Origin of the sequence: Ferroacidibacillus organovorans (assembly GCF_001642725.1) — a bacterium.
In the GTDB taxonomy this organism is placed as follows: domain Bacteria; phylum Bacillota; class Bacilli; order Alicyclobacillales; family SLC66; genus Ferroacidibacillus; species Ferroacidibacillus organovorans.
The window spans coordinates 1-24,657 of record NZ_LSUQ01000029.1; the positions used below are offsets into that span (position 1 = coordinate 1).

Sequence of the window (24,657 nt, forward strand, 5' to 3'; positions counted from 1 at the left end):
TGACGGAGTCAAAGTCCGTTGCCTTACCACTTGGCGACTCCCCAAAATGTATGGTGGAGGGGGTAGGATTCGAACCTACGAAGCTTGCGCAACGGATTTACAGTCCGCCCCAGTTGGCCACTTTGGTACCCCTCCATGCCGTCACAGCTTTCCTAGTATAACACCAACTTGTTGAAAAAGAAAACCCGTTGATCACACTCTTTTTTTCTGTCTGTGGTATGCTCATCCTGTCGCAACGCGCCGCATGAATCCTTGTATCGAATGGCGTTTAAAACTCCCTTGCGACACAGAAGTCGGAGGGATATCATGTCTGTCAATCAGGCAGTCACTCAAAAAAAGAGCATATCGGCAACTGTGTATTATCTGATCACTTCACTCAGTTGGAGCATTCCAGCACTGCTTCTGGTTAGCATCGCGCTTCCCCAAGCACTTCTTGGGAATCTGGGTGATCCACTTCTCCTGGCCGCCATTCACGCCATCATTCTTGGCACACTGCTAACCGCAGCCTGTGGTGTATTATGGCAATTCATCCCGATTGCATTTCAAGCGCCCCCGCTCAGTCGCCGCGTTCTCTATTGGCATCTCCCCACACACACAATCTCCGTGCTTCTCATGGTTCTCGGTTTTATTCAGAGTCAGTGGAACATCGTGGCGTGGGGCGGATCCCTTTTACTTCTGATAACCATCGTGTACGGTACATATCTTTTCGCACATTTACGCCGAGCGCGCAATCAAACCGCCGTTCACAAACTTATGGCTTTCCCGCTTATTTCGCTCCCCATCGTCATGTTCGTCGGGCTACTCCTTGCGACTCATCGCGTAGCAGGGTCAAACCCATGGTTGGTCACACACGCAACCCTTGGCTTTTTTGGATTCTGGATCAGCCTCGTGATGGTGATCAGTTACAAATTTATCCCTATGTTTTCCCTTAGTCACGGGTACCGGGTTATACCTCACTTCGTTATGCGTCTGTATTTCATCAGCCTAACCCTTCTCCTCGTTGCAGGATTGCTTCCACTCCTGCATATCTCCCCGCTTTTTTCACGCGCCTTACAGTGGATCGGCGCTTCCCTAAACGCTGTCTCTCTCACACTCTTTGTACGTGACAGTGTGCGAATTTTGCAGGCGAGAAAAAGACGACGAATTGCATTTCCGCTTATCGCCGCGCTGCTCTCATCCAGCTTTCTCATCCTTTCCGCACTGCTTGCACTCGCGGTTTTTAGCGGCTGGATTCACATCTCTGTGACCCTTATCGCATATCTCATGATCCTTGGCGGACTGTTTCCTCTGCAACTCGCGTATATGCACAAGATCATCCCCTTTTTACGCTATGAGTACCGTTACTCCCACGCGCCAGATCGAAAATCAGCTCCACGTTTAGACGATATGGTGCAAAAAGACAATGCAAAACGAGGCTCGATCATGTACGCGGCTGGTTTTCTGATCAGCTTTTCGCTCATCCTGATCCAACCGCGCGCATTATCCGAGCCTGTAAGCATCATTTTAGGCTTGTTACAAATAGGTGGAATTCTTTCAGTAATCACCGGGTTCGTCAAGACGCTCCAGAGCGGCGGCGTTCGTCCACCCGCATAAGAAAAAACCAACTTCAATTAAGCGACGACAGACGAATCGACAAGAAATCCATAGTGAACAGGATTCAAATGGTGCAACTGGTGAGAAACGTTAAGCTCTGTGAGAGCAGCGCCTAGCGATGCGGAGGAGAGACGGTGATGAATCGGTGGTCCAAACTCGCTCTCCTTTTTTTCCCACTCAATGAGCAACATCTTGCCACTCGGTTTTAAAATTCGAATGAATTCTTTCAGCGATTGTGACAGGTCATCCACCTCGTGAAGGACAAACGAACATAAAATTCGATCAACAGAGTGATCAGGAAGCGCAATACTTTCTGCTGGACTCTCGACCGTAGTAACGTTTTGGCAATTCGCCTCTGCAGCGCGCTTTTGCACATAGGAAAGCATCACGGAAGAGAGATCAACGCAATACACTGAGCCCTTCGTTTTTGCTGCCAACGGAAGAGAAAAATAGCCAGGACCACACCCGATATCTGCCACGTCATCCGTTTCTCGCACATCGAGAAGTTGCAGCGTTTCATCAGGAGGTAAAAGCTTCATACGTTCAGCGCTCAACAAGCGATCTACGTGTGCCGGATCAAAGCGATGTCCCATTTTAAATCCCCTTTTTAAGATGTCATGAATGGCGCGCCGTTACCATTTTCCTGCGCGTATAAAACTCCACGCCATCTTTGCCATTGGCGTGAAGATCTCCATAAAAGGATTTCTTCCAGCCGGAAAACGGGAAGAATGCCATGGGGGCAGGTACGCCGAGATTGATACCAAGCATTCCCGCGTCAATCTCTTCGCGAAATTTCCGAATCGCACTCGCGCTGTCCGTAAAAAGGCATGCCCCATTAGCAAAATCGGACTGGTTCGCGATCTGAATCGCTTCATCAAACGTTTCAACGCGAACAACCGATAACACCGGTGCAAAAATTTCATCCGTCCAAACTTTCATCCCAGGCTTCACGTGATCAAGAAGCGTCGCGCCAAGAAAATACCCATCTTCAGACACTGGGTCGTTTCGTCCATCGCGCACGACGATCGCACCCTCCCGCTCACCGTGTTCAATGTAAGAAGTGGCGCGCTCTTTTTGCGACTGTCGAATGACCGGACCGAGGAAAACGTTTTCTTCGAGTCCATTCCCGATGATCAATTCATCGCCCGCATTTTTTAACCGCTGAACGAGCTCATCCGCAACATCGCCCACCGCAACCACGACGGCGCACGCCATACAGCGCTCTCCCGCCGACCCGTAGGCGGCCCCAACAATCTCTTTTACCGCAAGATCAAGATCCGCATCCGGCAAAACAATCGTGTGATTTTTCGCCCCAGCGAGCGCCTGAACGCGCTTTCCATTCGCTGCCGCCGTCTTGTAAACGTATTCCGCGACAGGCTGCGACCCCACAAAAGAGATGGCAGTGATATCCGGATGGGAAAGCATTCCATTGACGACGTCACGCGCACCGTGCACGATGTTGAATACACCATCCGGGAGCCCCGCTTGGGAGAGCAACTCAGCGACGCGATTGGCGGTAAGCGGCGTACGCTCCGACGGCTTTAACACAAATGTGTTCCCGCAGGCGATCGCGAGTGGGAACATCCAAAACGGCACCATCATCGGAAAATTAAACGGTGTGATGCCACCGACGACTCCGATCGGATAGCGATACATCCCTGATTCAATATCTGTCGCGATACTCGACAATTGATTTCCCATCATAAGCGTAGGTGCACCCGCTGCAAACTCAACACATTCGATACCACGTAACACTTCGCCATGCGCCTCTTTAAAACTCTTTCCATTCTCCATCGTGACAAGTTGGGCGAGTTCATCCCAGTGCTTGACGAGTAGTTGCTGAAAGGAAAACATGATGCGCGCACGCTTAGGAGCAGGCACGCGGCTCCACGTTTTAAACGCGTGTGCGGCGTCCGCGACCGCCGCGTTTACGTCTTCCAGCGTAGAGAGCGGAACGTGCGCCAGCGTTACCCCAGTTGCTGGATTCACGACGGCTTCCGTCTCATTTGAGCGAGACGGCACCCACTTTCCGCCACTATAATTTTGAAGCGTTTCTCCATCACAAGTCAAATTCACGTGCCCCCTTTAATCAGCTTCTAGCAGTAACCCCCACAACGCTAGTCTATCACACAGATGGTGGTACCCTCACGATGACCTTCACAGATTCAACATTCTCCACGGCAAATACACGCCATGCGTAGCTGCGTTCAAATCAGGTGTTGTCTGATGCTGAAATTCTCACAACGGTGTCATTCCACGACTGACCGCCGCCAATCGGATCTGCGCCACTCGCAATCAGAGCATTCGGATTGTATCCGCGAAAAGCAGCAGTTCTACCATACTGCCAATGCCCGAAACTCGCTGATATCGCGACGACCTGTGGGTGAATCGCTTCGCACGTTCATCCGTTTCCTCCCACAGTAGACAGCGGCTGATAACCGAACTGCTGAAAGATGGCCTGCCCCTTTGCTGATACCATCATGCGCAAAAGCGCGTTCGCGAGCGCAGGGTGTGGCGCGTGTACGGGAACCGCGATATAATTCGTCGCAATCACGTTGAGCGTTGCCGGAATTGGGATCACGGTCACTTTGGAACGAAGCGTAGGCGTTACGTCCGTCTGGTATACAATCCCCGCTCCTGCGTCGCCGAGCGCCACCTTCTCGAGAATCTGTTTTACGTTTACCTCTTCCGATACGACATGTGCCAGCGCATCTGTCGAAAATGCAGATCCATACACGGCATTCGCCTTTTGAAAGATCTCTCTTGTGTACTTTCCGATCGGAACACTCGTGACCCCAATGATGAGATTGACTGGTTTACGTCCGAGATCTGCGAGAGATGTGATATGCGCCGGGTTAGCTTTAGGGACAACGATCACTTCCTTATCGTGTGAAACCGGATAAAACTGGGTCACGAGCCCTTCTTTCTTAATCTGCGCAATATGACTCAGATCGGCCGAGAGAAAAAGATCATCCGGCGCGCCTTGCTGTAGCTGTGTTTGCAAGATTTGTGTCCCGGTATAACTCGCCTGAATGAAGACACCGGAATGCCTTTGTTCAAACGCCTGGATGATCGCGTTAAAGGGGTCGGTTGCATTCGCCGCGACAAACGCCGTAAGTGTCGTCGAGTGACCCGCCTGATTTGCGCCTGCGCCCTGCGCGTGAGAGTACGTAGTAACGCTTGCTCCCACACCGACTGCGGCAATCAGCGCTACTGCCGCTGTGAGTGGCGATCTCAAAAAGCATATGCGCGAGGCTGGACGCCACAGTTCTCCAACTTGCGTCTGCTTTTCCGATGGTTCATCTCGAACGAAAATAGAAGCATCTCGACGTTCTTCATCAGCACTTTGCGCACGAGTGACATACTGGCGTATGTGCTCGCTCGCCACGCTGATGCAGACATCCTCGCCCACCTCAAACGAGCTTTCACGAAGTGTGTGCGATGACACATCTGCAATGAGCGGAACATCTCCATCAACCCACAAACGCAGCGCATGCCCATATAGCGCACGATCGCGAATACGTCCACGCCACTGACGCTCCGCTGAAACGGGCCCCCGCGTGACCACCGCGTGCCACGGATCAAACGAGAGGACGCGCGTCTCCTCTTCTCCACACGTTTCGCTCACCTGATCATCTGCCACCCAGTTGGTTCCGACAAATTGCGCCACAAAACGATTCGCAGGACGCTCGCGCACCTCTTCTGGCTCTCCGCGCTGTAAAATGATGCCGCGATCCATGACAGCGATCTCTTGCCCGAGGACGCGCGCGTCTTCATAATCGTGCGTCACCACAATACAGGGAATCCCGATCTGATCGAGTTGCGTACGCAGTTCTGCCCGCACATGGCCGCGTGTTTCTACATCCAGCGCGGACAAGGGTTCATCAAGCAGCAGCAACTTCGGCCGTTTGACGAGCGCCCGCGCAAGCGCCACGCGTTGTTGCTGTCCTCCAGACAACGTGTTTGGCTTAGCTTCAGAGAGCGACTCTAACTGAAACATCCGCAATACATCACGCACACGTTCTGCGATTTCGGCACGCGCGACTCCCTGCAATCCGTACGCGATGTTGTCACCGACGGACAGATGTGGAAAAAGCGCATAGTTTTGAAACACCATGCCGATGTTGCGCCGCTCCGTTGGCAACATCACCGTTTGCTTTGCGTCAAACAGGGTTTTTCCATCCAATTCGATAAAACCGTCATCGGCATGAACAAGGCCCGCAAGGAGTTGAAGCAGTGTCGTTTTACCACACCCAGAGTGCCCGATAAGCGCTAACGTGTGCGCTGGCACATTGAGCTTGACATCAAGTGTAAACTCACGAAGTGATTTGCGAAGTTGAAAGGACAGCATGCTTCTTGCGCACCCCCTTTTTGACGGTGCGATTCACATGCGTGGTGCGCCCGAGCATATACACCAGGATAAGTAAAATGAAGGAAACGAGCAAAAGGAGTGCGGACATCGCAACCGCCACATTAAAGTTCGACTGCATCGCCGTATAGATCGCGAGGGGCAGCGTCTGCGTAATGCCAGGCAAATTGCCAGCAAACATCATCGTAGCGCCAAACTCCCCAAGCGCCCGTCCCCAAGCGAGCGCCGCGCCAGAGAGTAGCCCAGGCGCCGCAAGCGGAATGGTGACGCGCCAGAAAGTCGACCATCTCGATACGCCAAGTGTGCGCGAAACAGTGAGGAGTTGCCCGTCCACCGCCGCGAACGCTTGCATCGCAGCGTGGATGTAAAACGGCGCACTGATGAACATCTGGGCAATGATCACGGCGGACGTGTCAAAAGAGAGGGAAATCCCGAACAGGGAAAAAGCGTGCCCGAGGAGTCCTGATTGACCAAAGACTAAAAGCAGGCCGACACCTGCAACAGCTGGTGGACTGACGATTGGCATTTGAACCGCAGCGCGAACAAGCGACTGTCCGCGAAAGTTGCTTCTTGCGAGCCAGTATGCGATTGGCGTGCCGAGTAAAAGAATGACGATAAGTGCACTGACACTTGTCTTTATACTCAGTTGGAGCGCCTGATACGATGCTGCCGTGTTTAATTCGCGAAAAAGTGTGCCAATAGGCATTGAGAAAAAAACGGCGAGTAACGGAAGAAAGAGAAACGCTAAACCGATTGCGATAACAATGCTCCATAAAATACGAAACATGCGATCCCTTGTGTTGATTGTGAACTCTCCCCTCTTCCACCTATATCAGATAAGTTATCATATATAATAAAAAAACGGAATAAAAAGCACGCACCATGCCACGGTCCGTTAAAAAGCCGTTGAGCAAAAGAATGCCTGAATTCTCTTTTTGACATCGCCATTTTTCTTGCAGAGACACACCTTTAATACGTTGCACCTTGCAAAAACTTAACGCGCTCACCCATCGGTGGAATCTCGTTACCATCAACGACCACTTCAATGAAGACGGGCATCCCCCTTTGCGTCCACTGGAGCATCTGTTCTTTCGTTATATCGCTTATCCGGCTGACTTGATACGCTTCAATCCCGAGCGATCGCGCCACCTCGGTGAGATTGATCCGCTCCTGACTAAACTCACTTGGGCAGCGCTGATATTGAAGCATGTGCCCGTGATAGACCATGCCAAGACGCGCGTTGTTCACGACAATAAAAAGAAGGGGGATCTTTGCCTCTTTTGCCGTAAGAATTTCCATACCGTGCATAAAAAAGCATCCATCTCCCGTGATGCATACAACGGGCCGCTCCGGTTCCGCGAGCTTAGCGCCAATAGAACTTGTGATTCCTGATCCCATCCCTCCAAAATGAATGTTGATATCAAAATCAAATCCAGGCCTCATCGTCAACTCTTGGATCGCATAGGTCATCAGTTCGCCAATATCCACGTAAAACTTCGTACCCTCAGGTGCGCACGCACCGATGCGGCGAATGATGTCACGCGTTTTAAGTGAATTCTCAGTCGATTTTGGCGACCCTTCATCGAAACTGGGGGACATCTCTTCCGCTGCCGCCGCAATTTCTTGCGTGAACGTGGTGGTCAAAGGCGGCCGCGCACCGAGTTTTTCAATCAGCAGCGAAAGTATGGGTTCGATGTGCCCTGTGATCGTTCGATACGGCGTGAATCCGCGCCCAAACACTTTCGCGTCATAATCGATGTGAATCAATCGTTTCTCGTTTACGAGTTGTTCATCCCAATTGCACGTCCCACTCTCCCCAAGACTCGAACCGATGACAAGTAAGACATCCCATTCTTTGCTATGTAAATACATAATCGCACGCTCGTGACCTGCCAACCCATAGACACCAAGACTCAAGGGATGCGTTTCTGGAAATCCTCCCTTCCCTCGCGGTGTTGTGGCGACCATCCACTGCAGTCTCTCTGCGAGTTCAAGCGCGAGACGTTTCGCTGACTTTGCTCCATAACCGAGAAGAATCGCGCCGCGCTGACCGGACTGTTGAATGATTTGTGTGATTTCTTCGACTTCACTCAGCTTGAATTGCGTTTGTATTTTTTCACTTGTATTCTTGACAATAGGATGAGAATGGATCTCAGCCATCTGCACATTGATTGGGAGTTCAACGTGAACAGGGCCCGGAATTCCTGAAACTGCCGTTTCATAGGCGCGGACAAGCGCACCTGGCACATCGCTGGGATTGTGAACTGCAACGGATGATTTGGTGATCGACTTAAACAAAGGCGTAGCGAGGAGTTCTTGTGCCCCACCTTTGCCAAGGATAGGTGTCGGAACCGCTCCCGTGATAAAGAGGACAGGCGTTTTTTCTGTGAATGCATTCGCACACGCGGTTAGCAGATTGGTCGCTCCCGGACCGCTTGAGCCGATGGCCAGTGATGGTCGTCCCGTAACTCTTGAGTACGCCGCGGCGATGTATCCAGCGCTTGCCTCGTGTTTGACGATCAGCGATTTTATTTCAGGAATATCGAGCAGCGCATCATAGATCGCATTGATCGATCCCGCAGGGATTCCAAATGCGTGCGTTACACCGCACTGCGCTACTTCACGCAATCCAACCTCAATCGCTCTCATCCGTTTACACGCTCCTATTCTACTGAATCAGCCGTGTATGCAATCTTAGATTGTTGGAGGAACTTTCCATGAGCATAGCACAAAAATTGCTACAATTGACTGGTATGATTTATTCCAGTCAAACTGTTCTTGAAATTTTGCAGGCGATGATCGATGCGATTGCCAGCGAAATCACGTCGGCAGATTTGGTCGGTTTCTTTATTCGGGAGAATGAATCGATGTTTCGAGGAAAAGTTACGAATGTTCCTGGCGATCGCGATTTTATTCAAACATTAACCATCGATTTGCGTGAGGATCCGTTTGCGCGGCAAATCGCAGAGACAAAACGTCCGGTGTTTGTCTCCAATGTGAAAAAAGAAGCGACGATTGATCCTGTCAAACAGGAAACTCTATCCATTCAATCCATTTTAGGGTTGCCTCTGCTTGTCGACCAACACATCTACGGCATGGTTTTTGCGCACAATGTCGGAAAGCCTATGCTGCTGACACAAGAGCAACAGTCTGTCGCTGAAACGTTTATCAATGTAGCCAGTATCGCAATCCAAAACATAGAAATTTTAAAAGCCCAAAATTTGCGGAATCAATTCTCCAACCGCATGTCTGAATGCAAATCGATTAAAGAAGTGACGAAAATTTGTTCTGACTATGTAAAACAAGTATGCGACGCGCACGCGATTGGCATTCACCTGCTTGACGTTGCGACACAGCGCACGACGGCGGTCTTTGTGTCGCCAGAAGCGCGCGTCACGCCAACGGAGTTGAACGCCCTCTACCGCGCGGGATTCGATCACATTGAGCGACACTCCATTTTTTGGGAGGTCATAGAATCCCGCGCGTGGGTCTTTATTCCAGATACGGCGCGTGACGAGCGCGTCAATTCAACACTGTGCAAGGAATTCGATATTCAAAGTCTGCTTGTGCTTCCACTCAGAGAAAAGGATACGGTCGTCGGTCTCATGACGATTCCAGGCATTGGTGCGAGCAGAGCTTACAGAACCGATGACATTGCGATCTTACAATCCATGGCGGATACAACCGGTGTGACACTCTCCAATGTCATCCACTCGAATGAATTAGAACGACTTGTATTGACGCGAACCGAAGAGTTACGCGAACGGAACTCTCAGCTCAAATCAAGCATTTCCTACTTGGAAATTCAAGAAGCCAGACTGCGCGGTCTTGTCAATGCGATGCCACTCTCGATTGTTCTCATCGATGAAAACGGAAAATGGATTGAAGCCAATCACATTGCTATTCAATTTTTTAAACTACAAAACGTGCACTATCGATTCAAGACAGGAAGTGAGTTGAGCGCACTTTGTGGCGCCAATCGAGAGATCATAGAACACATGATGAATCGCAAACACCATGTGTACGACAAGAATCAACCTTGCATCTTCACGGATGAGTATAAAAAATCTGATGGATCCATACTGGTGTATAAAACATACCTTTGTCCGATGATCCCTCAGGCTGATCAACTTCAGGGCATCATTTATATTGGCGAGGATTTGACAGAACAACGCCGGATCGAAGAAGTGCTTTATCGCTCAGAAAAGCTTGCGCTTGTGGGTCAACTCGCGGCAGGTGTCGCTCACGAAATTCGCAATCCATTGACATCCTTGAGCGGTTTCATCCAGTTGCTTAAGGAGGAAGGAGCCAACCCAATGTATTGCGATGTGATGCTCCGGGAACTTGAGCGACTCAACACCATTACCAAGGAGTTCCTTTTTCTCGCAAAACCAGCGCAGCCCAACCGAACGTACAGTGATCTTAACGCGATTCTCTTCGACGTAATCCTGCTCTTTCAAGCGCAGACCATGCTTCAGCAAATTGAATTGAATGTCGACGCGGTCCGCGATGTCCCACTTCTCTTCTGTGACGAAAACCAGATCAAACAGGTTCTTATCAATCTGCTCAACAATGCAATCGAAGCCTTGCCATCTGGCGGCAAGGTAACCTTGTCGACCTTCTTTTCGAGCGATGACACCCACTTTGTCGTTCGCATCAAAGACAACGGAAGCGGTATCTCAAAAGATCGCCTCAAGCGAATTGGAGAACCTTTCTATACAACAAAAGAAAAAGGAACGGGACTCGGTCTCATGACCTGTTTTAAGATCATGGAGCTTCACGGTGGAGCGCTCGACATAAAAAGTGATCTGGATCACGGCACTGTCGTCGACATTCTTCTTCCATTGGTCAAACCGTCAAAAGAGATCTAGCGGATCCCTTTTGACGGAATGGAGACTAAATCAACCCTTTTTTCACGAGAAACTGATGTGCCACCGTGCTCGGACTCTCTTTTAAGACGTCGACCTCATAATTCATCTGTGTCTGCGCCGCCGTAGAAATTGTCCCCCACAGAGGCTTGAGCACCTTTGTAAGATGATCCGCTTTGCGAACCGAATTTTTAATCAGAACAATCCCGTGATAAGGCGGAAAGAATTTTTTATTGTCTGCGAGCGGAACCTCATGCAACTTCTTGAGGCGACCGTCCGTCGAGTAGGCCATGATCGCCTGTACATCATGATGCGCCAATGCTTCATAAATCAAATTGTAGCTCATCGGCGTCACTTTCTTGAATGTGGCCCCGTATGTGCGTTCAAACCCTTTCAAACCTGTGTGATGTAGATAGGGAAACGTCGTGTCCGTCGCCATATTCCATGTCCCAAAATACTTTGCCGCCTGAGAATCGGTGGTCAGATGGTATTTTTGCGCCGTGGATTGATTGACGGCCAACGCATACGTATCTTGATACCCGAGGGATGGCGATACCCAGACACCAAACTGCTTCATCTCCTGTGTTTTTACGTATTTTGTCACCGCTTTTGGATGCCCCGCAAATTTCCCACTGTAAGACTGATGCAGCGACTCTTGAAACTCAGTCCCATCATACCCGACATACATTTGAATCGCCCCCTGCTGCATCATCGAATGCATGAGTTGCGACGCGCCGGAGGTTTGTTTGATCGTCACATGAATATGCGTCTTCACTTCAATGAGATCCTTTAAAATGTAGTCATCAATCACAGCCTCAGAAAAATCCTGTGACGCAATGGTGATCTGCTTCGGGGCAGCCCCAAGGCTACTTGTCGCAGACTGTACACCGCATCCCGCGAGCGCGACGGCCATGACGCCACTCGCACTTAAAATCAACCCTTTTCGCTTGTTGCTCATCGCTCACCCGCGCCTCCCACTCGCACGCGCAATCCGCGCGGTGTTACCCATTTTTCCAATTGCGCCATCAGAAATTCAGCTAAAAATGCCATCAAAACGGCCGGGATGGTCCCCGCCAAGACAATTGAGTTGCTGGCCATGCTAAGCCCTTGCAAAATAAGCGAACCAAGCCCTCCTCCGCCAACCAAAGCGGCCAGTGTGGCAAATCCTACGGTAGATACTAATGAAGAACGAATTCCTGTAAGAATGACCCGAAGCGCCAAGGGAAGTTCAACAAACCAGAGTAGTTGCCATTTCGTTGTGCCCATCCCAATCGCCGCTTCTTTTAATTCTGAAGCGACACCGTCAATCCCTACGTACGTATTCCGAACAATGGGCATAAGCGCGTAGACGAACAGTGCGACGATCGATGGAAGAACGCCGATTCCAAGCCCTAATGTAATCATTAAAACGAGCAGCGCGAGACTGGGGATTGTTTGCACCGCGTTGCTAAACCCGATAACCCACGGGTATAACTTGCGCACGCGTGTCGCAAGAATGGTCATCGGAACAGCGATCAAGACCGCCAATCCGATTGGAATCAACACCAAGACGATCTGTTGTTCCGTCGCCCTGAGAATATGGCCTGTGTGTTGCGCAAAATACTGCAGCGTATGTTGAATCAGCATGAGGATCGCACCGCCTCCCCCGCTACATTCACTGTTACTTTTTCTGCAGGAGTAGCTTGTCGCGCCATTTCGCTATCTGCCCCGCAGGCATTCACGCTTCGCAAATCCATTTCTTGAAACCGCCCCAACATCCTTTGACGACCGATGAAATTCGCGACAAACTCATCCGCCGGATTGCGTAGGATCTCGTCAGGCGCAGCCACCTGCACGATGTGCCCGCCCTTCATCACAACGATGCGATCGGCGAGGCGCAATGCTTCGTCCATATCGTGCGTGACAAAGAGAATCGTCTTTTGTACGCTACGCTGCAAACGTTTCAACTCATCTTGAAGTTGTTCGCGCGTAATCGGATCAAGTGCCCCAAACGGCTCATCCATTAGAATAATCTCTGGATTATGCGCCAACGCGCGAAGAACACCGACGCGCTGTTGCTGCCCCCCACTCAACTCGACGGGATAGCGGTCAAGATAAGTGTCCGGGTCGAGATCAGCGAGTTTCAGCAATTCTCGCGCCCGCGCGCGCCTTTGCACTTTGCCTATTCTTTGAAGTTTCAAGACAAACGAAATATTCTCCGCGATCGTCAAATGAGGCATCAATCCAATCTGTTGAATCACATACCCTAACCGCCTGCGAAGTTCAACAGGGGGATAGGAGCGAGCGTCACGTTGGTCAATCTCGATCGTTCCAGACGTCGGTTCAACCAGACGGTTTACCATGCGCAGCGTGGTCGATTTGCCACACCCCGAGGGACCTATGAGCACGACAAACTCTCCACGCTCGATCGATAGATTGAGATGATCAACGGCAACCGTCTGATCAGCGTAGGATTTTGTTAAATCGATAAAACGTAAAATCGTCCGTTCAACCCCTTTTCCGGCGCTTAGGCGCAACAAATGAATACCCGTGATCGAATCGCGGGCAATGCGTACGCTACCCACCCTTCCTGGTGGATTTCCTTGGCCAATACGCATCATTTTAGACAGACAAAAAGAAGCGTATTGAATCAATTGATGCATTGGGATTGGAAAGTAAAATGAGCGGCACATGGTCGCCACCAGTATTCGCCTACGAGGTTAGCTGACGGATTCGGCGAAATAATACGCGCCTAAGAGCGACTGCGGGCGCAGTCCACTCTATTCACCCCACAAATGGTTCCCCCGTTCTCCAAAAAAGGAGATTCGGCCCTTCCCGCGGTACCAAGGATAGTTTACTACAATAACTATACCATACTCGCTAAATCTTGGCATCATGCTGGGGTTGTAATGAGGTTTCTTTGCAACGACACTCTTTTACATTCTATCTTTAATGATAAATCATAACACATACGAGCCTCATGTTGACTCATCCATAAACTAAAAAAAGGCTTTCTCAAGATCGAGAAAGCCCGTCAAATCAAGGTATTTTGGAGCCAGCGACAGGAGTCGAACCCGCGACCTACTGATTACAAGTCAGTTGCTCTACCAACTGAGCTACGCTGGCATATCGACAACACACATAAGATAGCACAATTGAATTTCCAAGTCAAGAACAAGTTGCATTTCATAATTTGCACACGCTCACATTCGCTGTGAGCGGCGCGAATGCGTGCGTCGCACGTTTTTACGTGGTCTGATTCAGCGCCTCTGTGTCAAAACGCACATTTCTGCTCGGCGTAAAGGTTGAAACTGCGTGCTTGTAGATCAATTGCTGTTTGCCATCTGACTCGATCACAATGGTAAAATTGTCAAACGCTTTGACAATCCCCCGAATTTGGAATCCATTGACCAAATAAACGATCACTGGCACATTTTCTTTGCGAATCTGATTCAAAAATGCATCCTGAATGTTAATCAATTTTCCGTTACTCACCGTGTGCCCCCCAGCGGCTGCGAGCCGCTCCGCGACTCAAACCATCCTTGTAAAACGCGATCGCGAATCATTTCCAGTATCATACCATCTTCTGAACGATCGTACCAGTGTACGCTCTGATCGTTTCGATACCACGACCACTGACGCTTTGCATAGCGCCGACTTGCCTTTTTAATCTCGTCGATCATCGCTTCGCGCGAGATCAACCCTTCGAAAAAATCGAACACTTGCCTGTACCCAATCGCCTGCATCGAAGCCATGTCGCGACGACACCCGCGCGCGCGCAACCGTTCCACCTCATCAAGCAATCCTTCTTCCATCATCTGCAAAACCCGTGCATCGATTCTCTGATAGAGTGCGTCACGAGAAAGAGTCAATCCAATCATAACTGAATCGTAAGGTGAATCACCTTGATTCCAGTTCTCGTGAAGCGTTTTTCCAGTGATCTCATTTACTTCAAGCGCCCGAATGATGCGCCGAAGATCATTCGGATGAATTCTTGTTGCCGCCTCAGAATCGCGCAGCATAAGCTCCTCGTGCAATCGCTGCACGCCTTCACGCTCTGCGCGGGCAGTGAGTTGCGCCCGAAACGCCTCATTCTCACGTGTCTCCGTAAAATCAAAATGCTCCGTGAGCGCCCGCACGTAGAGCCCCGTTCCACCAACGACAATCGGAGTCTTGCCGCGCAGCGCAATCTCATCAATCGTCTTTCGGGCCTGAACGGCATAGCGGTGCACGGTATATACCTCTGTAGGGTCTGCAACATCAATCATATGATGCACAATTCCGCGGCGCTGATTCATCAGCAGTTTGGCCGTGCCAATATCCATTCCGCGATAGACTTGCATAGAGTCTGCACTTACAATTTCTCCAGAGAGCGCTTCTGCAAGCTGCAAGCTGAGTTCCGTTTTGCCGACGGCCGTCGGCCCGACAATACAGAGAATGCGCGTTTTCATATGGATCCCCCTTCCTGTGACGGTGCTGCGTAAAAAACGGCATAGGCAATTCGCGCAGACTCATGAAGTTCATCAGGCTGAACAGCGCGTAGCCACGCACTGTGCCGTCTCGTTTTAACGATCAATCTGCGTCTCGCAAAACCGCGCGCCAAATCCAAATCCGCACGCGAAAAGCATGCGGGCAGCGTGTACGGTTTTAACGCCTGCATGCCAGAAGAGCGGTTGATCGTCTGTTCAAACATCGGGTCTAAATAGAAGATGTCCGGACGCTTTGTCGCGTCCATGCGAACCTGTTCCTGCCATACCCCAAAGCGCAGCGCAATTCGCCGGATGGCACTGTTAAACTGTGGGGACGAGGAATGATACGCTGCCAATCCTTCACGAACCACCAGATAGGTCAAGAAATGCGCCTCAGTCGCCGTTACCTGTCCTTCCTCGCCGACTGCCGCCGCGAGCAGCGTTGCCTCCGAGCAGAGTCCTGCGGTCCCATCCCAAACGTGATCCCCGCGACGTACACCACACAGCTCCACAAAGCGATCCATTTCCCCTTTTTCCATCGCCTTGACGCGTGGGAGAGAAATGCCCGGATGATAGAAAAAACCGTGTGGCGACACCCCGTCAAAAAGTGCGACCCGCGGGTCATCGCCAATGACAATCGCAGTGTCGACCCCTTCGTCTTTAAGAAATAGCGCCAAGGGCCGCTTTGTCCGCGCCACAAAGCGTAGATGATACTGTTTTGCAATATGGCGCGCGCGCCCCTCTTGTCGCAGCGCGCCATTGGCGGACGTTGTCACGACCGCATGCTTGCGCCAATACGTCTCATCTAACGCCTGCGAAATTCCTTTTCCAGTCGATCCCGTCCGATCCTCAGCGCGGTTGGTCGACCGTGTGGGCACGTAAACGGATTCTGAAGCGTCGAAAGCTCGTCGAGAAGCGCCTGCATCTCCATCATGGATAACCTTTGATTCGCCTTGATCGCCGCTTTGCAGGCGCGCAGAATCACTCGTTTTTCCCACGTTTTTTGATCGGCTCCTTCGTCCTCTAAAAAAGTGTCGATCGTTTCTTGCACCATGCGATCAAGCGGTATGCCCTGCCACCAGAGCGGAACCGCGCGCACCACGAGGTCATGTTCGCCAAACGGCTCATACACCAGTCCCATTCGCTTGGCATCCGTGATCCGCTCCATCACGCGAAGAAACGCGGCAGGTGTAAGCGAGTAGGTGAGCGGAACGAGCAGTTCCTGTTCCTGCGTCGTTCCTGCCCCGGCCATTTTCATGAATCGCTCATAGAGTATCCGCTCGTGCGCCGCATGCTGATCGATCAAGTAGACCGCCTCGTCATCCTCTGCAACGACATACATCGTTAACGCCTGGGCAATCGGCCGCAGTCGCGCGCGATCCTGAAGATCGTCTACCGGCTCCTGCGACACCGTCTGCTCCCGCGCAGGTGTTCGCGTCAGTGCCTCTGCCAGCTCCGCTCCTAGGGGCGTCGAGGGAGAAGACGAAGCAGACTGAACGCGGGTGTACACTTGGCATGTCTGGCGAAATTCACCCTCGCGCGATTGCGATTCGTATCCACCCGCGTCTGAATCCTGCACATGGTGCGAAGCGCTGTAAGACATGCGGTCAACCCCGTCGGCGTCGCTGATCGCCAACTGCTTTGACAGATACGCGTCATCGTGCGGGCGTTCACGCAGTTGCAACAGTTCATCTGCAGGCGATTCCTTTTCAGACAAGTCAGGAATATAGAGGCCTGTCATAAGCGCCGCCTGAATCGCCCGCGTCACCGCATCCCGCACATCCTGTTCCTCACTGAAGCGAACCTCCAGCTTGCTCGGATGGATATTCACATCAACGAGCGCCGGATCCATCTCAAGAAAGAGTGCTGTCAGCGGATACCTTCCTTTGAATAGTGCGGTGCCATACCCCTCGATAACCGCATACTGTAACGCCTGACTGCGAATCGGTCGCTGATTCACATAAAACCACATCGCGTGACGCGCGGTGCGCGCGTCTTGCGGCGCCCCAATCAGGCCGTGTACACGCAAATCAGGACGCACACCGTGAACGGCGAGCGCGCGCTTCGTCACATCCGCTCCGTACAACGAGAGAAAAACGGATGTCAGGTCGCCGCTTCCGGGTGTCAAAAAGGTCAGCTTGCCATCCACTTTCAAGGTAAAGGCAATCGCTGGATACGCCATGGCGCGCTTTGTGACAACCTCCGTGATATGACTGACCTCCGTCTGGAGCGATCGCACAAACTTGAGCCGCGCAGGCGTGTTATAAAAGAGGTCTTCGACCGTCACACGCGTTCCGCGCGCCATGCCAATCGGCGCCTGATCGATCTTTTCTCCACCTGTCACACGCAATTCAATGCCGCCAGGATGCCCTTCCACGCGCGAGCGCAAGATCATGTGGCTGACCGATGCGATCGAAGGCAGCGCCTCTCCGCGAAAACCGAGCGTGTGAAGCTTTCGAAAGTCATCCATCGTGCGCAATTTGCTCGTCGCGTGGCGAATAATGGAGAGCACCAGATCATCCTCATCCATCCCGCAGCCGTTGTCCTGTACTTCCATGCGCGTGAGTCCACCACCGGACACGGTGACGTCAATCTTCGTCGCCCCAGCGTCTATCGCATTGTCGAGGAGTTCGCGAATGACCGACGCCGGTCGCTCGACAACTTCACCTGCCGCAATCTGATTGGCGACAAGTTCACTCAGTTGCGCGATGCGCCCCATGCGCTCACCCCTTCACTCCCGTTTTCGCGTGTCGCGCGCAGGCGTTCACGAAGGTCAAAAAGATAGGTCAGCGCATCGCGCGGCGTCCACTCATCGAGAGGAAGCTCCGCAAGCGTCTCAAGAATCGCCCTGGCCTCTTGGTCCTCTTGTGCAGTCGGCGTATCAAAAAAGGAAACCTGTTCACGATTCATCTGGCGCGCCTGTGCCTCGCGCTCTTGAAGCAGCATCCGCGCGCGCGCCGTCACCCGTTTCGGGACGCCCGCCAGTTTTGCGACATCAATGCCATAGGAGCGATTCGCCGGTCCTTCGTTTACGTGGTGGAGAAAAATAAGCGCGTCACGCTCCGTGGACGCGGCAACCGAGAGATTGAACGTGCGCGGCAAACGCTGCGGGAGTTCGGTGAGCTCGTGATAATGCGTTGCAAAAAGGGTGCGCGCTTTAACCTGATCGTGCAGAAATTCAATCACCGCCTCTGCAATCGAGAGCCCGTCATACGTTGCGGTTCCGCGCCCGATTTCATCGAGCAAGATCAAACTTTTCTCCGTCGCCATCGTGAGCAATTCTGCGGTTTCAGCCATTTCCACCATAAACGTGCTCTGCCCAGACGCGACATCATCCGATGCGCCAATGCGCGTAAACAGCTTGTCCACTATGCCGATGCGCGCGTAGTCCGCTGGCACATACGAGCCAATTTGCGCGAGGATCACAATCAATGCCACTTGTCTCATATACGTGCTCTTTCCGCCCATGTTCGGCCCCGTGATGATCGCGAGTTGCCGCTCATCAGAGAGAAACGTGTCATTCGGGACGTAGGCGGCAGAGAGCCACCGCTCCACAACGGGGTGACGCCCCGCCTTGATCTCAAGGTCCGTGCTGTCATCGAGTACAGGACGGGTGAAGCGATAGCGCAGCGCAATCTCTGCGAGGTCCGTGAAGGCGTCAAGCATGCCGATGAGTGAGGCCGTTTTCTGAATCTCAGGAACCCGCCTGCGCATTTCCTCGATCATCTGGCGCACGCGGCCTTCTTCAAGATTGCGCAGTTGATCTTCCGCTGACAGAATCTCCGTTTCCCGCAGTCGAAGCTCCGGCGTCACATAGCGCTCAGCGCCTGCCAACGTCTGTTTTCGTTCATAATCATCAGGCACCAGAGCGCGATTGCTCGCCGTCACCTCGATGTAATACCCAAAGACGCGGTTATAGGCGATTTTAAGCGAACGTATCCCCGTCCGCTGCCGCTCGCGCGCTTCGAGTTCCGCCATGTACGCGCGACTGTCTTGTGCGATGCGACGCAATCGGTCAATCTCAGGATCTACGCCCTCCCGAATCACGCCAAGCGCCCGCTCGGCGACGGGCGGATCATCCACCAACATCGCCTCAATCTGCACATCCTGCGCGTCATCGCGCGGCAGATCCGCGAGCAGCGCGTGGAGGGGGACCGCAGTCGCAACCTGTTCCCATACGTTTCGAATCTGCACCGCGCGGCGCATCGACTGCGCGATAAAAAGTATATCGCGCGGGCCTGCAGCCCCGCTTGAAAGGCGCGCGCACATCTTCTCAAGATCGCGGAACCCGCGCAACAGCTCTGCCGTCTCTGCGCGGGCAACCGCGTTTTCCATCACGTGATCAAGCACGACGAGACGCGCTTCAATCGCCTTGCCATCCGCGAGTGGGTAGAGAATCATTTGGCGCAACGCGCGTTTTCCCATCGCGGTGTGGGTAGTCTGTAGAAAATCAAAGAGGGACGTCGAGCGCTTGGCAAAGCGGCGCGGCTCAAGCAGTTCCAGGTGGTGCGCCGTGCCTGCAGATACATACAGATAAGGTGTGTCATTTACAGACGTTGCAGGTTTCATATGGAGCGGCGTTGTGCAAAGCGTATACGATACGTACTCAACGAGACGTGTTGTGACAACCTGCGCGAGGTCATCCTGTGCGTGCGTCACGCGATCTGCCGGCAAATGGGAAACGAGTGCATTGAGCGCCGTCGCCATCTCCCCAATTGCCCGCCTCGCCTGTTCAGATGTTTGGCTGTCAACAATCAATTCGCGCACGCCCGATGTTTTAAACCAGCCGAGGAGTTCCTGCGTCGTCGCCTCCATGCGCAGACAATCCCCCGTAAGTGGATCAAGCATCGCTGCAACCGCCCCCAAAGTGCGCGAGGAGCGCAGCTCAAGCGTCCCGATGCGCAGCGGTCCGTCTTCCTCCCGCAAATACTCGTGCGCAGTTCCTGGCGTAACGATGCGCACAATTTCGCGGCGAACGATGCCCTTGACGCTGCGCGGATCTTCCACCTGCTCACAGATCGCCACGCGCAGCCCCGCATCCACCAGTTTCCCGATGTATCCTTCTGCCGCGTGAAACGGAACCCCGCACATCGGAATGCGCGAATCCCCTTTGCCCCGACCCGTGAGAGTCAGTCCGAGTAGCTCGCTCGCAAGCGTTGCATCGTCATAAAACAGCTCATAAAAGTCACCCAGGCGGTACATCAAAAGGGCGTCCGGACAGGACGCCTTGATACGCTCGTACTGGTCAAGCATCGGGGTCTTCATGATCCTGTCATCGCCACACTTTCACGATCCACGCGCTCCCCGCGCAGCGTCCACGTGTTGGCCGATAGGATGCGAACGTAAATCGACTGCCCAATCCACTGCGGCGGTCCTTCCACCAGCACCAGCTTATTCGTGTCCGTCCGAGTAGCGAGGACGTGCCCGTTCGTTCGCGAGACGCCTTCTACCAAAACGCGCGCCGTCGCGCCTACCGCTCGCTGACTCGCCGCAAGCGTATAGCCATCCTGAACGCTCATCAAACGAGCCAAGCGCTGCTTTTTTTCATCTTCTGAAACGGCATCCTTAAATCCAGCCGCCGGCGTACCTGTTCGCGCCGAATACGAAAACGTATATGCATTGTCAAACTGAACGTCAGAAACGAGGGTGAGCGTCTCTTGAAAATCTTGCTCCGTCTCCCCCGGAAACCCTACAATCAAATCGGTCGTCAGCGCGACGCCCGGGATGCGTTCGCGGATCTTTCTCACCAGTTCGAGATAGTACTCGCGCGTGTATCCCCGGTTCATCCGCTTTAAGATTGCATTGCTACCCGACTGCACCGGGAGGTGAATGTGATGGCATACGGTCTTCGTCTCGGCAATCGCTTCGATCAAATCATCTGTAAAATTCCACGGATTAGACGTGGTAAAACGTACCCGTTCAATCCCCGCGACACCCCCCACAGCCCGCAACAGTGTCGAAAAATGCGTTCCAAGATCCAATCCATAGTCATTCACATTCTGGCCGAGCAGCGTCACCTCTTTAAAACCGCGCGCGGCAAGGTCTACGACTTCCGAAACGATGCTCTCCATCGTGCGGCTACGCTCTTTTCCGCGCGTGTACGGCACAATGCAGTACGTGCAATACTTGTTGCAACCGTACTGAATATTGACCCAAGCGCGCGTCTGATCGGTGCGCGCCTTTGGGAGTTCATCAAGCGTCTCCACCGACTGTTCCCAAACCTCCATGACCGTTTCAAACGAGTGACTCGCCTGCTCAATCAGTTCAGGCATGCGATGGATATTGTGCGTGCCAAAGACGACATCCACCCACGGATATGTGCTGCGCACACGCTCTTGCACCGCAGTTTCTTGCGGCATGCACCCGCAAACGCCAAGCAAGAGTTGCGGATTAAGCTGTTTCAGCGGTTTGACGCGTCCAATCTCGCCAAACACTTTGTTTTCCGCATTCTCGCGCACCGCACACGTATTAAAAAGAATCAAATCCGCAGCCGTTTCATCGGTTGTCGCGGCATATCCCATTTCTTCGAGCAACCCGGCAATCATTTCCGAGTCGTGTTCATTCATTTGACATCCATACGTTTTTAGGAGATAGCGTTTCCCGCGGTACGCACCCTTTAGTTCTTCGCGCAATCCCGCCGCATGTTTCAGCGCTTCCTGCACGGGGATCGAGGGGCGATGCACGGTCAATGCGGGATCAAGTTCACTTCGCAGCACCAGGTCGTTCCTCCCTGTTCTCGTTGACTCTAGTTTATCGAAAGATCGGTTAGGTGACAAATTTTCCATGCAAAAGCCGCAGGAGGACATTCCTGCGGCGGTTCACTTGTCTTTTCATTTAAAACCCGCGCATGCCGTAAAGGACGCGTGTTTTCGAACCTGCTCTCGCAGGTGGGCAACTGTGGTTTCGAGTGTTTGACGTCCCTTCAAAGAGGGCATGCCAGCACGAAACTCCGATCTGTTTCCCTTATAACACGTAAGGTTCAAAACATAAGCCCTCATACGCACACGGCAGGTGTGAACATCATAGCAAGCGTGCGCGCTTCGCGCAACCATCAGTTTTCTCCAGACTCAGCTTTCGGCGATGTGTTGCAGTGTGCGCAAAAGACGCATTTTTCCTTCTGTTTCAATCTTCGTCTCATCAAATTTCATGGGTTTTGCATTGGCTTCAAATAGAATAGGCGTCCCCTCCGGCGCCAGACCGAGGTCAAAGGAGAGTTCACACCAAATGCCGCCGCACCCGAGTTCAAGTGCGCGCGCGGCAGATTGAACAACCTTCTCAATCCGCGCATTCACCTCTTCACTACGCCGCCCATAAAGCTCATGTAACGTCTTGTCAAGCGCTGCCAATCGTCCGCCGTTTGGAACATGCGTCGTGATCCCGTCGCGCGGTCCAATTCGAACGCCCGCACCCGATCGCGTAAAACCATCCTGCAAGTCACGATGCATCAGCATCCGCACGTCGACGCGACAGCCATCAATCGTTAGCGTATTCGCCTCGCGCTGCAACACAAAGCGCGCGGGGAGACTCCGCCAAAACGCCCGAACCATCAACTCATCGCGCAGTTCTGATATACGAGTACGGCCTTTTTCCTGATGGGTAATCCCGATCGAGTGAGCACCGCACTGCAAACGCTTGATGCCCATCCCCGCTTTGCCGTGCGCTGGTTTCAAATACCACACCGGATACTCGCGAAACGCGAGAAGTGCTTCTTCTACAGTCGGCGAAACGAGTGAAACGGGAACGTTTGCGGATAATTCAGGCGCGCGTGACCAAATGCGTGCAAGTTCATCTTTATAGAGGAAGTTTGGGTTGGTGAGAATTCTCCCTTCGCGTGAAAAGCGGGTCTTAAAGGATGTTACCCAATCCGTTTGCTCCAGCCTGCGTGTCGGAATGCGGTTGTAGAGCACACGCGGCAACTGTTTCATCTGAATTTCCGTGAAACCTCCGCCAGACGCATTCCACGCATACGTTTCAAGGGTACCGTTTGGCTTGAGGCTATACACAAAAATGGGGATCCCCATGTGCTCGCCGAGGCGAACGAGTCTGCGAAAATGCATGGTGTCGCCACCCGGTTTGCCGCGCGTTACGCTTGCCGTCAGTACGCCGACACTCATCGCGCCCGACTCCCATACGTTTCAAAGGAAGCCGACTCTTGCGTAGTGGATTCTTCGAAAGGCGTGCCCGATTCGTTCTTAGGGAGCGACGTGTCAAGTTTTGGCTTAAGGCGATTCTGCGGGGGGCGCGTCAGACTCGCCGCAAAAGAGAGCAGCATCCTGCGCGAGGCTGCCGCTTGATTTTTTAAGGAAGGGTGGTGAAAGATGGTGCGCCCAGGTTTGGCATTTGCCTCAAACAAAACGATGCGATCATCCGCCGAGATGCCCATGTCAAGACCCAGTTCTCCAAGCGACCCTGAGACGAATCGCTCTAACGCACGTCCAATGGTGATAGCTGACTGGTCGATGCGTTCACGCATCGTCAGCGCGCGCGCGCCATACCAGCCGCGCAAGACCTGTTCTGCCGCATCAACGTGCCCCCCACTGTATACGTGCGTGGTAATCGCATCGCGCCGCGCAATCTTTGCCGCGCTGCCAGCGATCCGCCATTGACCTTCGCCGTCCTTGCAAAGATGAACGCGAAAATCCGTAGGGCATCCCTGCACCGAACGCAGTTGTATTCCTTCTTGCAAGACGCACGTCGCGCTACGTGTGCGCGTCACGTGTTTGGCGAGCGCAGAAATACTCTCAAACGTCGTCGAAACGACGCGCCGACCGCGCCTCTCTGCCATCACGACCCGCCCCGCCTCGCGCGCGATGCGCACAATGCCTTCGCCAAAACTTCCGTCAGTCGGCTTGATAAAGACGAGTGGATAACGCTTTAGAAATTCTTTTACATCGTCTTCACTGAAATGAGACGTTGTGTCAGGTAACAATGCGGACGCCTGATCGTCTTGATGGAGCCAGATGCTTACATCGCGCTTGGAAAGGAAAGACGGATTAAAATAGGGGATCTTTCGCGCATCAAGCATTTGTTTGCACTGAACAACCGCCGATTGCGACTCGTCTTTACGCGTCCCCAAGCGATTATAGACGACAGCTGAGCGCTCAATTGTCTGTAGCACTTCGAGGAGTTGCGGTGTAGTCACGATCGCTGCGTCAAACCCAAACCACGCCGCCTCACGCTTTAGCGTTTGCAGATAGGCAGTGCGCACCTGACGCTCTCCGATCCACACCATACACAGCGGCTTTGAAGAAAGCGTAGACGCGCGCTTCCGGTGCAAAGAATCTTCATGCCCCTCGCGCAGTGCGTCAGTATTTTTATCATACGGCATGAAAAAAACCCTTTCTCTTCTCTCATCACATCACATCACAAGCGACAATCG

At 52.7% G+C, this 24,657-nt stretch carries 17 protein-coding genes, 2 tRNA genes, 1 other RNA gene, 1 pseudogene and 1 riboswitch; of the genes and pseudogenes, 2 read left to right on the plus strand and 19 right to left on the minus strand.

Annotated elements, in window-relative coordinates; translation table 11 throughout:
- Positions 1 to 51: 51 nt before the first annotated feature.
- A tRNA-Tyr gene (locus tag AYW79_RS09800) sits at positions 52 to 135 on the minus strand.
- A 171-nt stretch (positions 136 to 306) separates the two neighbouring features.
- Between AYW79_RS09800 and AYW79_RS09805 the strand changes: the two genes are divergently transcribed.
- Positions 307 to 1,593, plus strand: coding sequence for a hypothetical protein (locus AYW79_RS09805; RefSeq protein WP_067565017.1), 1,287 nt, complete (start codon positions 307 to 309; stop codon positions 1,591 to 1,593).
- Positions 1,594 to 1,610: 17 nt separating this feature from the next.
- Here AYW79_RS09805 and AYW79_RS09810 read toward each other — a convergent pair whose 3' ends face one another.
- The 5 genes from AYW79_RS09810 to AYW79_RS09830 all read right to left on the minus strand — a co-directional run bounded on the left by AYW79_RS09810 (position 1,611) and on the right by AYW79_RS09830 (position 8,611).
- Positions 1,611 to 2,186 carry a class I SAM-dependent methyltransferase gene (locus tag AYW79_RS09810; RefSeq protein ID WP_067565020.1) on the minus strand — a complete coding sequence of 192 codons (576 nt, stop codon included), beginning with the start codon at positions 2,184 to 2,186 and terminating at the stop codon, positions 1,611 to 1,613.
- Between the two features lie 22 nt (positions 2,187 to 2,208).
- The gene (locus AYW79_RS09815) at positions 2,209 to 3,663 is read right to left on the minus strand and encodes a CoA-acylating methylmalonate-semialdehyde dehydrogenase (RefSeq protein WP_418251489.1); all 1,455 of its coding nucleotides are present in this window, start codon (positions 3,661 to 3,663) and stop codon (positions 2,209 to 2,211) included.
- 331 nt (positions 3,664 to 3,994) lie between these two features.
- Entirely contained in the window at positions 3,995 to 5,944 is a 1,950-nt protein-coding gene (modA, locus tag AYW79_RS09820) for a molybdate ABC transporter substrate-binding protein (RefSeq protein ID WP_067565024.1), read from the minus strand.
- On the minus strand, positions 5,910 to 6,749 hold the full coding sequence (locus AYW79_RS09825; protein ID WP_067565026.1) for an ABC transporter permease: 840 nt from the start codon (positions 6,747 to 6,749) through the stop codon (positions 5,910 to 5,912). Before AYW79_RS09825 ends, modA begins: the two co-directional genes overlap by 35 nt.
- A gap of 182 nt (positions 6,750 to 6,931) precedes the next feature.
- Complete coding sequence (locus AYW79_RS09830) at positions 6,932 to 8,611, minus strand: thiamine pyrophosphate-binding protein (protein WP_067565028.1); 1,680 nt, start codon at positions 8,609 to 8,611, stop codon at positions 6,932 to 6,934.
- 68 nt (positions 8,612 to 8,679) lie between these two features.
- Between AYW79_RS09830 and AYW79_RS09835 the strand changes: the two genes are divergently transcribed.
- Positions 8,680 to 10,833 (plus strand): GAF domain-containing protein, encoded by a 2,154-nt coding sequence (locus tag AYW79_RS09835; protein ID WP_067565030.1) that lies wholly within the window; start codon positions 8,680 to 8,682, stop codon positions 10,831 to 10,833.
- Positions 10,834 to 10,858: 25 nt separating this feature from the next.
- Here the strand turns inward: AYW79_RS09835 and AYW79_RS09840 are convergent, their stop codons facing one another.
- The 13 genes and pseudogenes from AYW79_RS09840 to AYW79_RS09900 form a co-directional block, all read right to left on the minus strand.
- Positions 10,859 to 11,788, minus strand: a complete 930-nt coding sequence (locus AYW79_RS09840) for an ABC transporter substrate-binding protein (RefSeq protein WP_067565032.1) — start codon at positions 11,786 to 11,788, stop codon at positions 10,859 to 10,861.
- Positions 11,785 to 12,456, minus strand: coding sequence for an ABC transporter permease (locus AYW79_RS09845; RefSeq protein WP_067565034.1), 672 nt, complete (start codon positions 12,454 to 12,456; stop codon positions 11,785 to 11,787). Before AYW79_RS09845 ends, AYW79_RS09840 begins: the two co-directional genes overlap by 4 nt.
- A 125-nt stretch (positions 12,457 to 12,581) precedes the next feature.
- Positions 12,582 to 13,310: pseudogene (locus AYW79_RS09850) on the minus strand (ABC transporter ATP-binding protein); the annotation flags it as partial.
- A 193-nt stretch (positions 13,311 to 13,503) separates the two neighbouring features.
- Positions 13,504 to 13,650, minus strand: a riboswitch (cyclic di-AMP (ydaO/yuaA leader).
- 209 nt (positions 13,651 to 13,859) lie between these two features.
- Positions 13,860 to 13,935, minus strand: a tRNA-Thr gene (locus tag AYW79_RS09855).
- 120 nt (positions 13,936 to 14,055) lie between these two features.
- A complete protein-coding gene (gene hfq, locus AYW79_RS09860) occupies positions 14,056 to 14,304 on the minus strand; it encodes an RNA chaperone Hfq (RefSeq protein ID WP_067565037.1) in 249 nt (82 codons plus the stop codon).
- Positions 14,301 to 15,260, minus strand: a complete 960-nt coding sequence (gene miaA / locus AYW79_RS09865; protein WP_067565039.1) for a tRNA (adenosine(37)-N6)-dimethylallyltransferase MiaA — start codon at positions 15,258 to 15,260, stop codon at positions 14,301 to 14,303. Before miaA ends, hfq begins: the two co-directional genes overlap by 4 nt.
- A complete protein-coding gene (locus tag AYW79_RS09870) occupies positions 15,257 to 16,156 on the minus strand; it encodes a class I SAM-dependent methyltransferase (RefSeq protein WP_156481722.1) in 900 nt (299 codons plus the stop codon). The genes miaA and AYW79_RS09870 overlap by 4 nt, the downstream gene beginning before the upstream one ends.
- The gene (mutL, locus tag AYW79_RS09875) at positions 16,084 to 17,997 is read right to left on the minus strand and encodes a DNA mismatch repair endonuclease MutL (RefSeq protein ID WP_067565043.1); all 1,914 of its coding nucleotides are present in this window, start codon (positions 17,995 to 17,997) and stop codon (positions 16,084 to 16,086) included. Before mutL ends, AYW79_RS09870 begins: the two co-directional genes overlap by 73 nt.
- The gene (gene mutS, locus AYW79_RS09880) at positions 17,976 to 20,543 is read right to left on the minus strand and encodes a DNA mismatch repair protein MutS (protein ID WP_067565045.1); all 2,568 of its coding nucleotides are present in this window, start codon (positions 20,541 to 20,543) and stop codon (positions 17,976 to 17,978) included. Before mutS ends, mutL begins: the two co-directional genes overlap by 22 nt.
- Complete coding sequence (gene miaB / locus AYW79_RS09885) at positions 20,540 to 21,994, minus strand: tRNA (N6-isopentenyl adenosine(37)-C2)-methylthiotransferase MiaB (RefSeq protein WP_231877708.1); 1,455 nt, start codon at positions 21,992 to 21,994, stop codon at positions 20,540 to 20,542. Before miaB ends, mutS begins: the two co-directional genes overlap by 4 nt.
- A 118-nt stretch (positions 21,995 to 22,112) precedes the next feature.
- Positions 22,113 to 22,295, minus strand: a non-coding RNA gene (gene ssrS / locus AYW79_RS09890) — 6S RNA.
- A gap of 50 nt (positions 22,296 to 22,345) precedes the next feature.
- Complete coding sequence (locus AYW79_RS09895) at positions 22,346 to 23,392, minus strand: YheC/YheD family protein (RefSeq protein WP_067565047.1); 1,047 nt, start codon at positions 23,390 to 23,392, stop codon at positions 22,346 to 22,348.
- Complete coding sequence (locus tag AYW79_RS09900) at positions 23,389 to 24,606, minus strand: YheC/YheD family endospore coat-associated protein (RefSeq protein WP_067565049.1); 1,218 nt, start codon at positions 24,604 to 24,606, stop codon at positions 23,389 to 23,391. The genes AYW79_RS09895 and AYW79_RS09900 overlap by 4 nt, the downstream gene beginning before the upstream one ends.
- Between the last annotated feature and the right edge of the window lie 51 nt (positions 24,607 to 24,657).

What these genes read in the sequence shown, in the direction of transcription:
- AYW79_RS09895 (WP_067565047.1), bottom strand. Translation starts at nt 23,392, where the DNA reads ATGAGTGTCGGCGTACTGACGGCAAGCGTAACGCGCGGCAAACCGGGT.
- AYW79_RS09845 (WP_067565034.1), bottom strand. Translation starts at nt 12,456, where the DNA reads ATGCTGATTCAACATACGCTGCAGTATTTTGCGCAACACACAGGCCAT.
- AYW79_RS09840 (WP_067565032.1), bottom strand. Translation starts at nt 11,788, where the DNA reads ATGAGCAACAAGCGAAAAGGGTTGATTTTAAGTGCGAGTGGCGTCATG.
- AYW79_RS09835 (WP_067565030.1), top strand. Translation starts at nt 8,680, where the DNA reads ATGAGCATAGCACAAAAATTGCTACAATTGACTGGTATGATTTATTCC.
- modA (WP_067565024.1), bottom strand. Translation starts at nt 5,944, where the DNA reads ATGCTGTCCTTTCAACTTCGCAAATCACTTCGTGAGTTTACACTTGAT.
- mutL (WP_067565043.1), bottom strand. Translation starts at nt 17,997, where the DNA reads ATGGGGCGCATCGCGCAACTGAGTGAACTTGTCGCCAATCAGATTGCG.
- AYW79_RS09825 (WP_067565026.1), bottom strand. Translation starts at nt 6,749, where the DNA reads ATGTTTCGTATTTTATGGAGCATTGTTATCGCAATCGGTTTAGCGTTT.
- AYW79_RS09805 (WP_067565017.1), top strand. Translation starts at nt 307, where the DNA reads ATGTCTGTCAATCAGGCAGTCACTCAAAAAAAGAGCATATCGGCAACT.
- AYW79_RS09830 (WP_067565028.1), bottom strand. Translation starts at nt 8,611, where the DNA reads ATGAGAGCGATTGAGGTTGGATTGCGTGAAGTAGCGCAGTGCGGTGTA.
- mutS (WP_067565045.1), bottom strand. Translation starts at nt 20,543, where the DNA reads ATGAAGACCCCGATGCTTGACCAGTACGAGCGTATCAAGGCGTCCTGT.
- AYW79_RS09810 (WP_067565020.1), bottom strand. Translation starts at nt 2,186, where the DNA reads ATGGGACATCGCTTTGATCCGGCACACGTAGATCGCTTGTTGAGCGCT.
- AYW79_RS09900 (WP_067565049.1), bottom strand. Translation starts at nt 24,606, where the DNA reads ATGCCGTATGATAAAAATACTGACGCACTGCGCGAGGGGCATGAAGAT.
- miaA (WP_067565039.1), bottom strand. Translation starts at nt 15,260, where the DNA reads ATGAAAACGCGCATTCTCTGTATTGTCGGGCCGACGGCCGTCGGCAAA.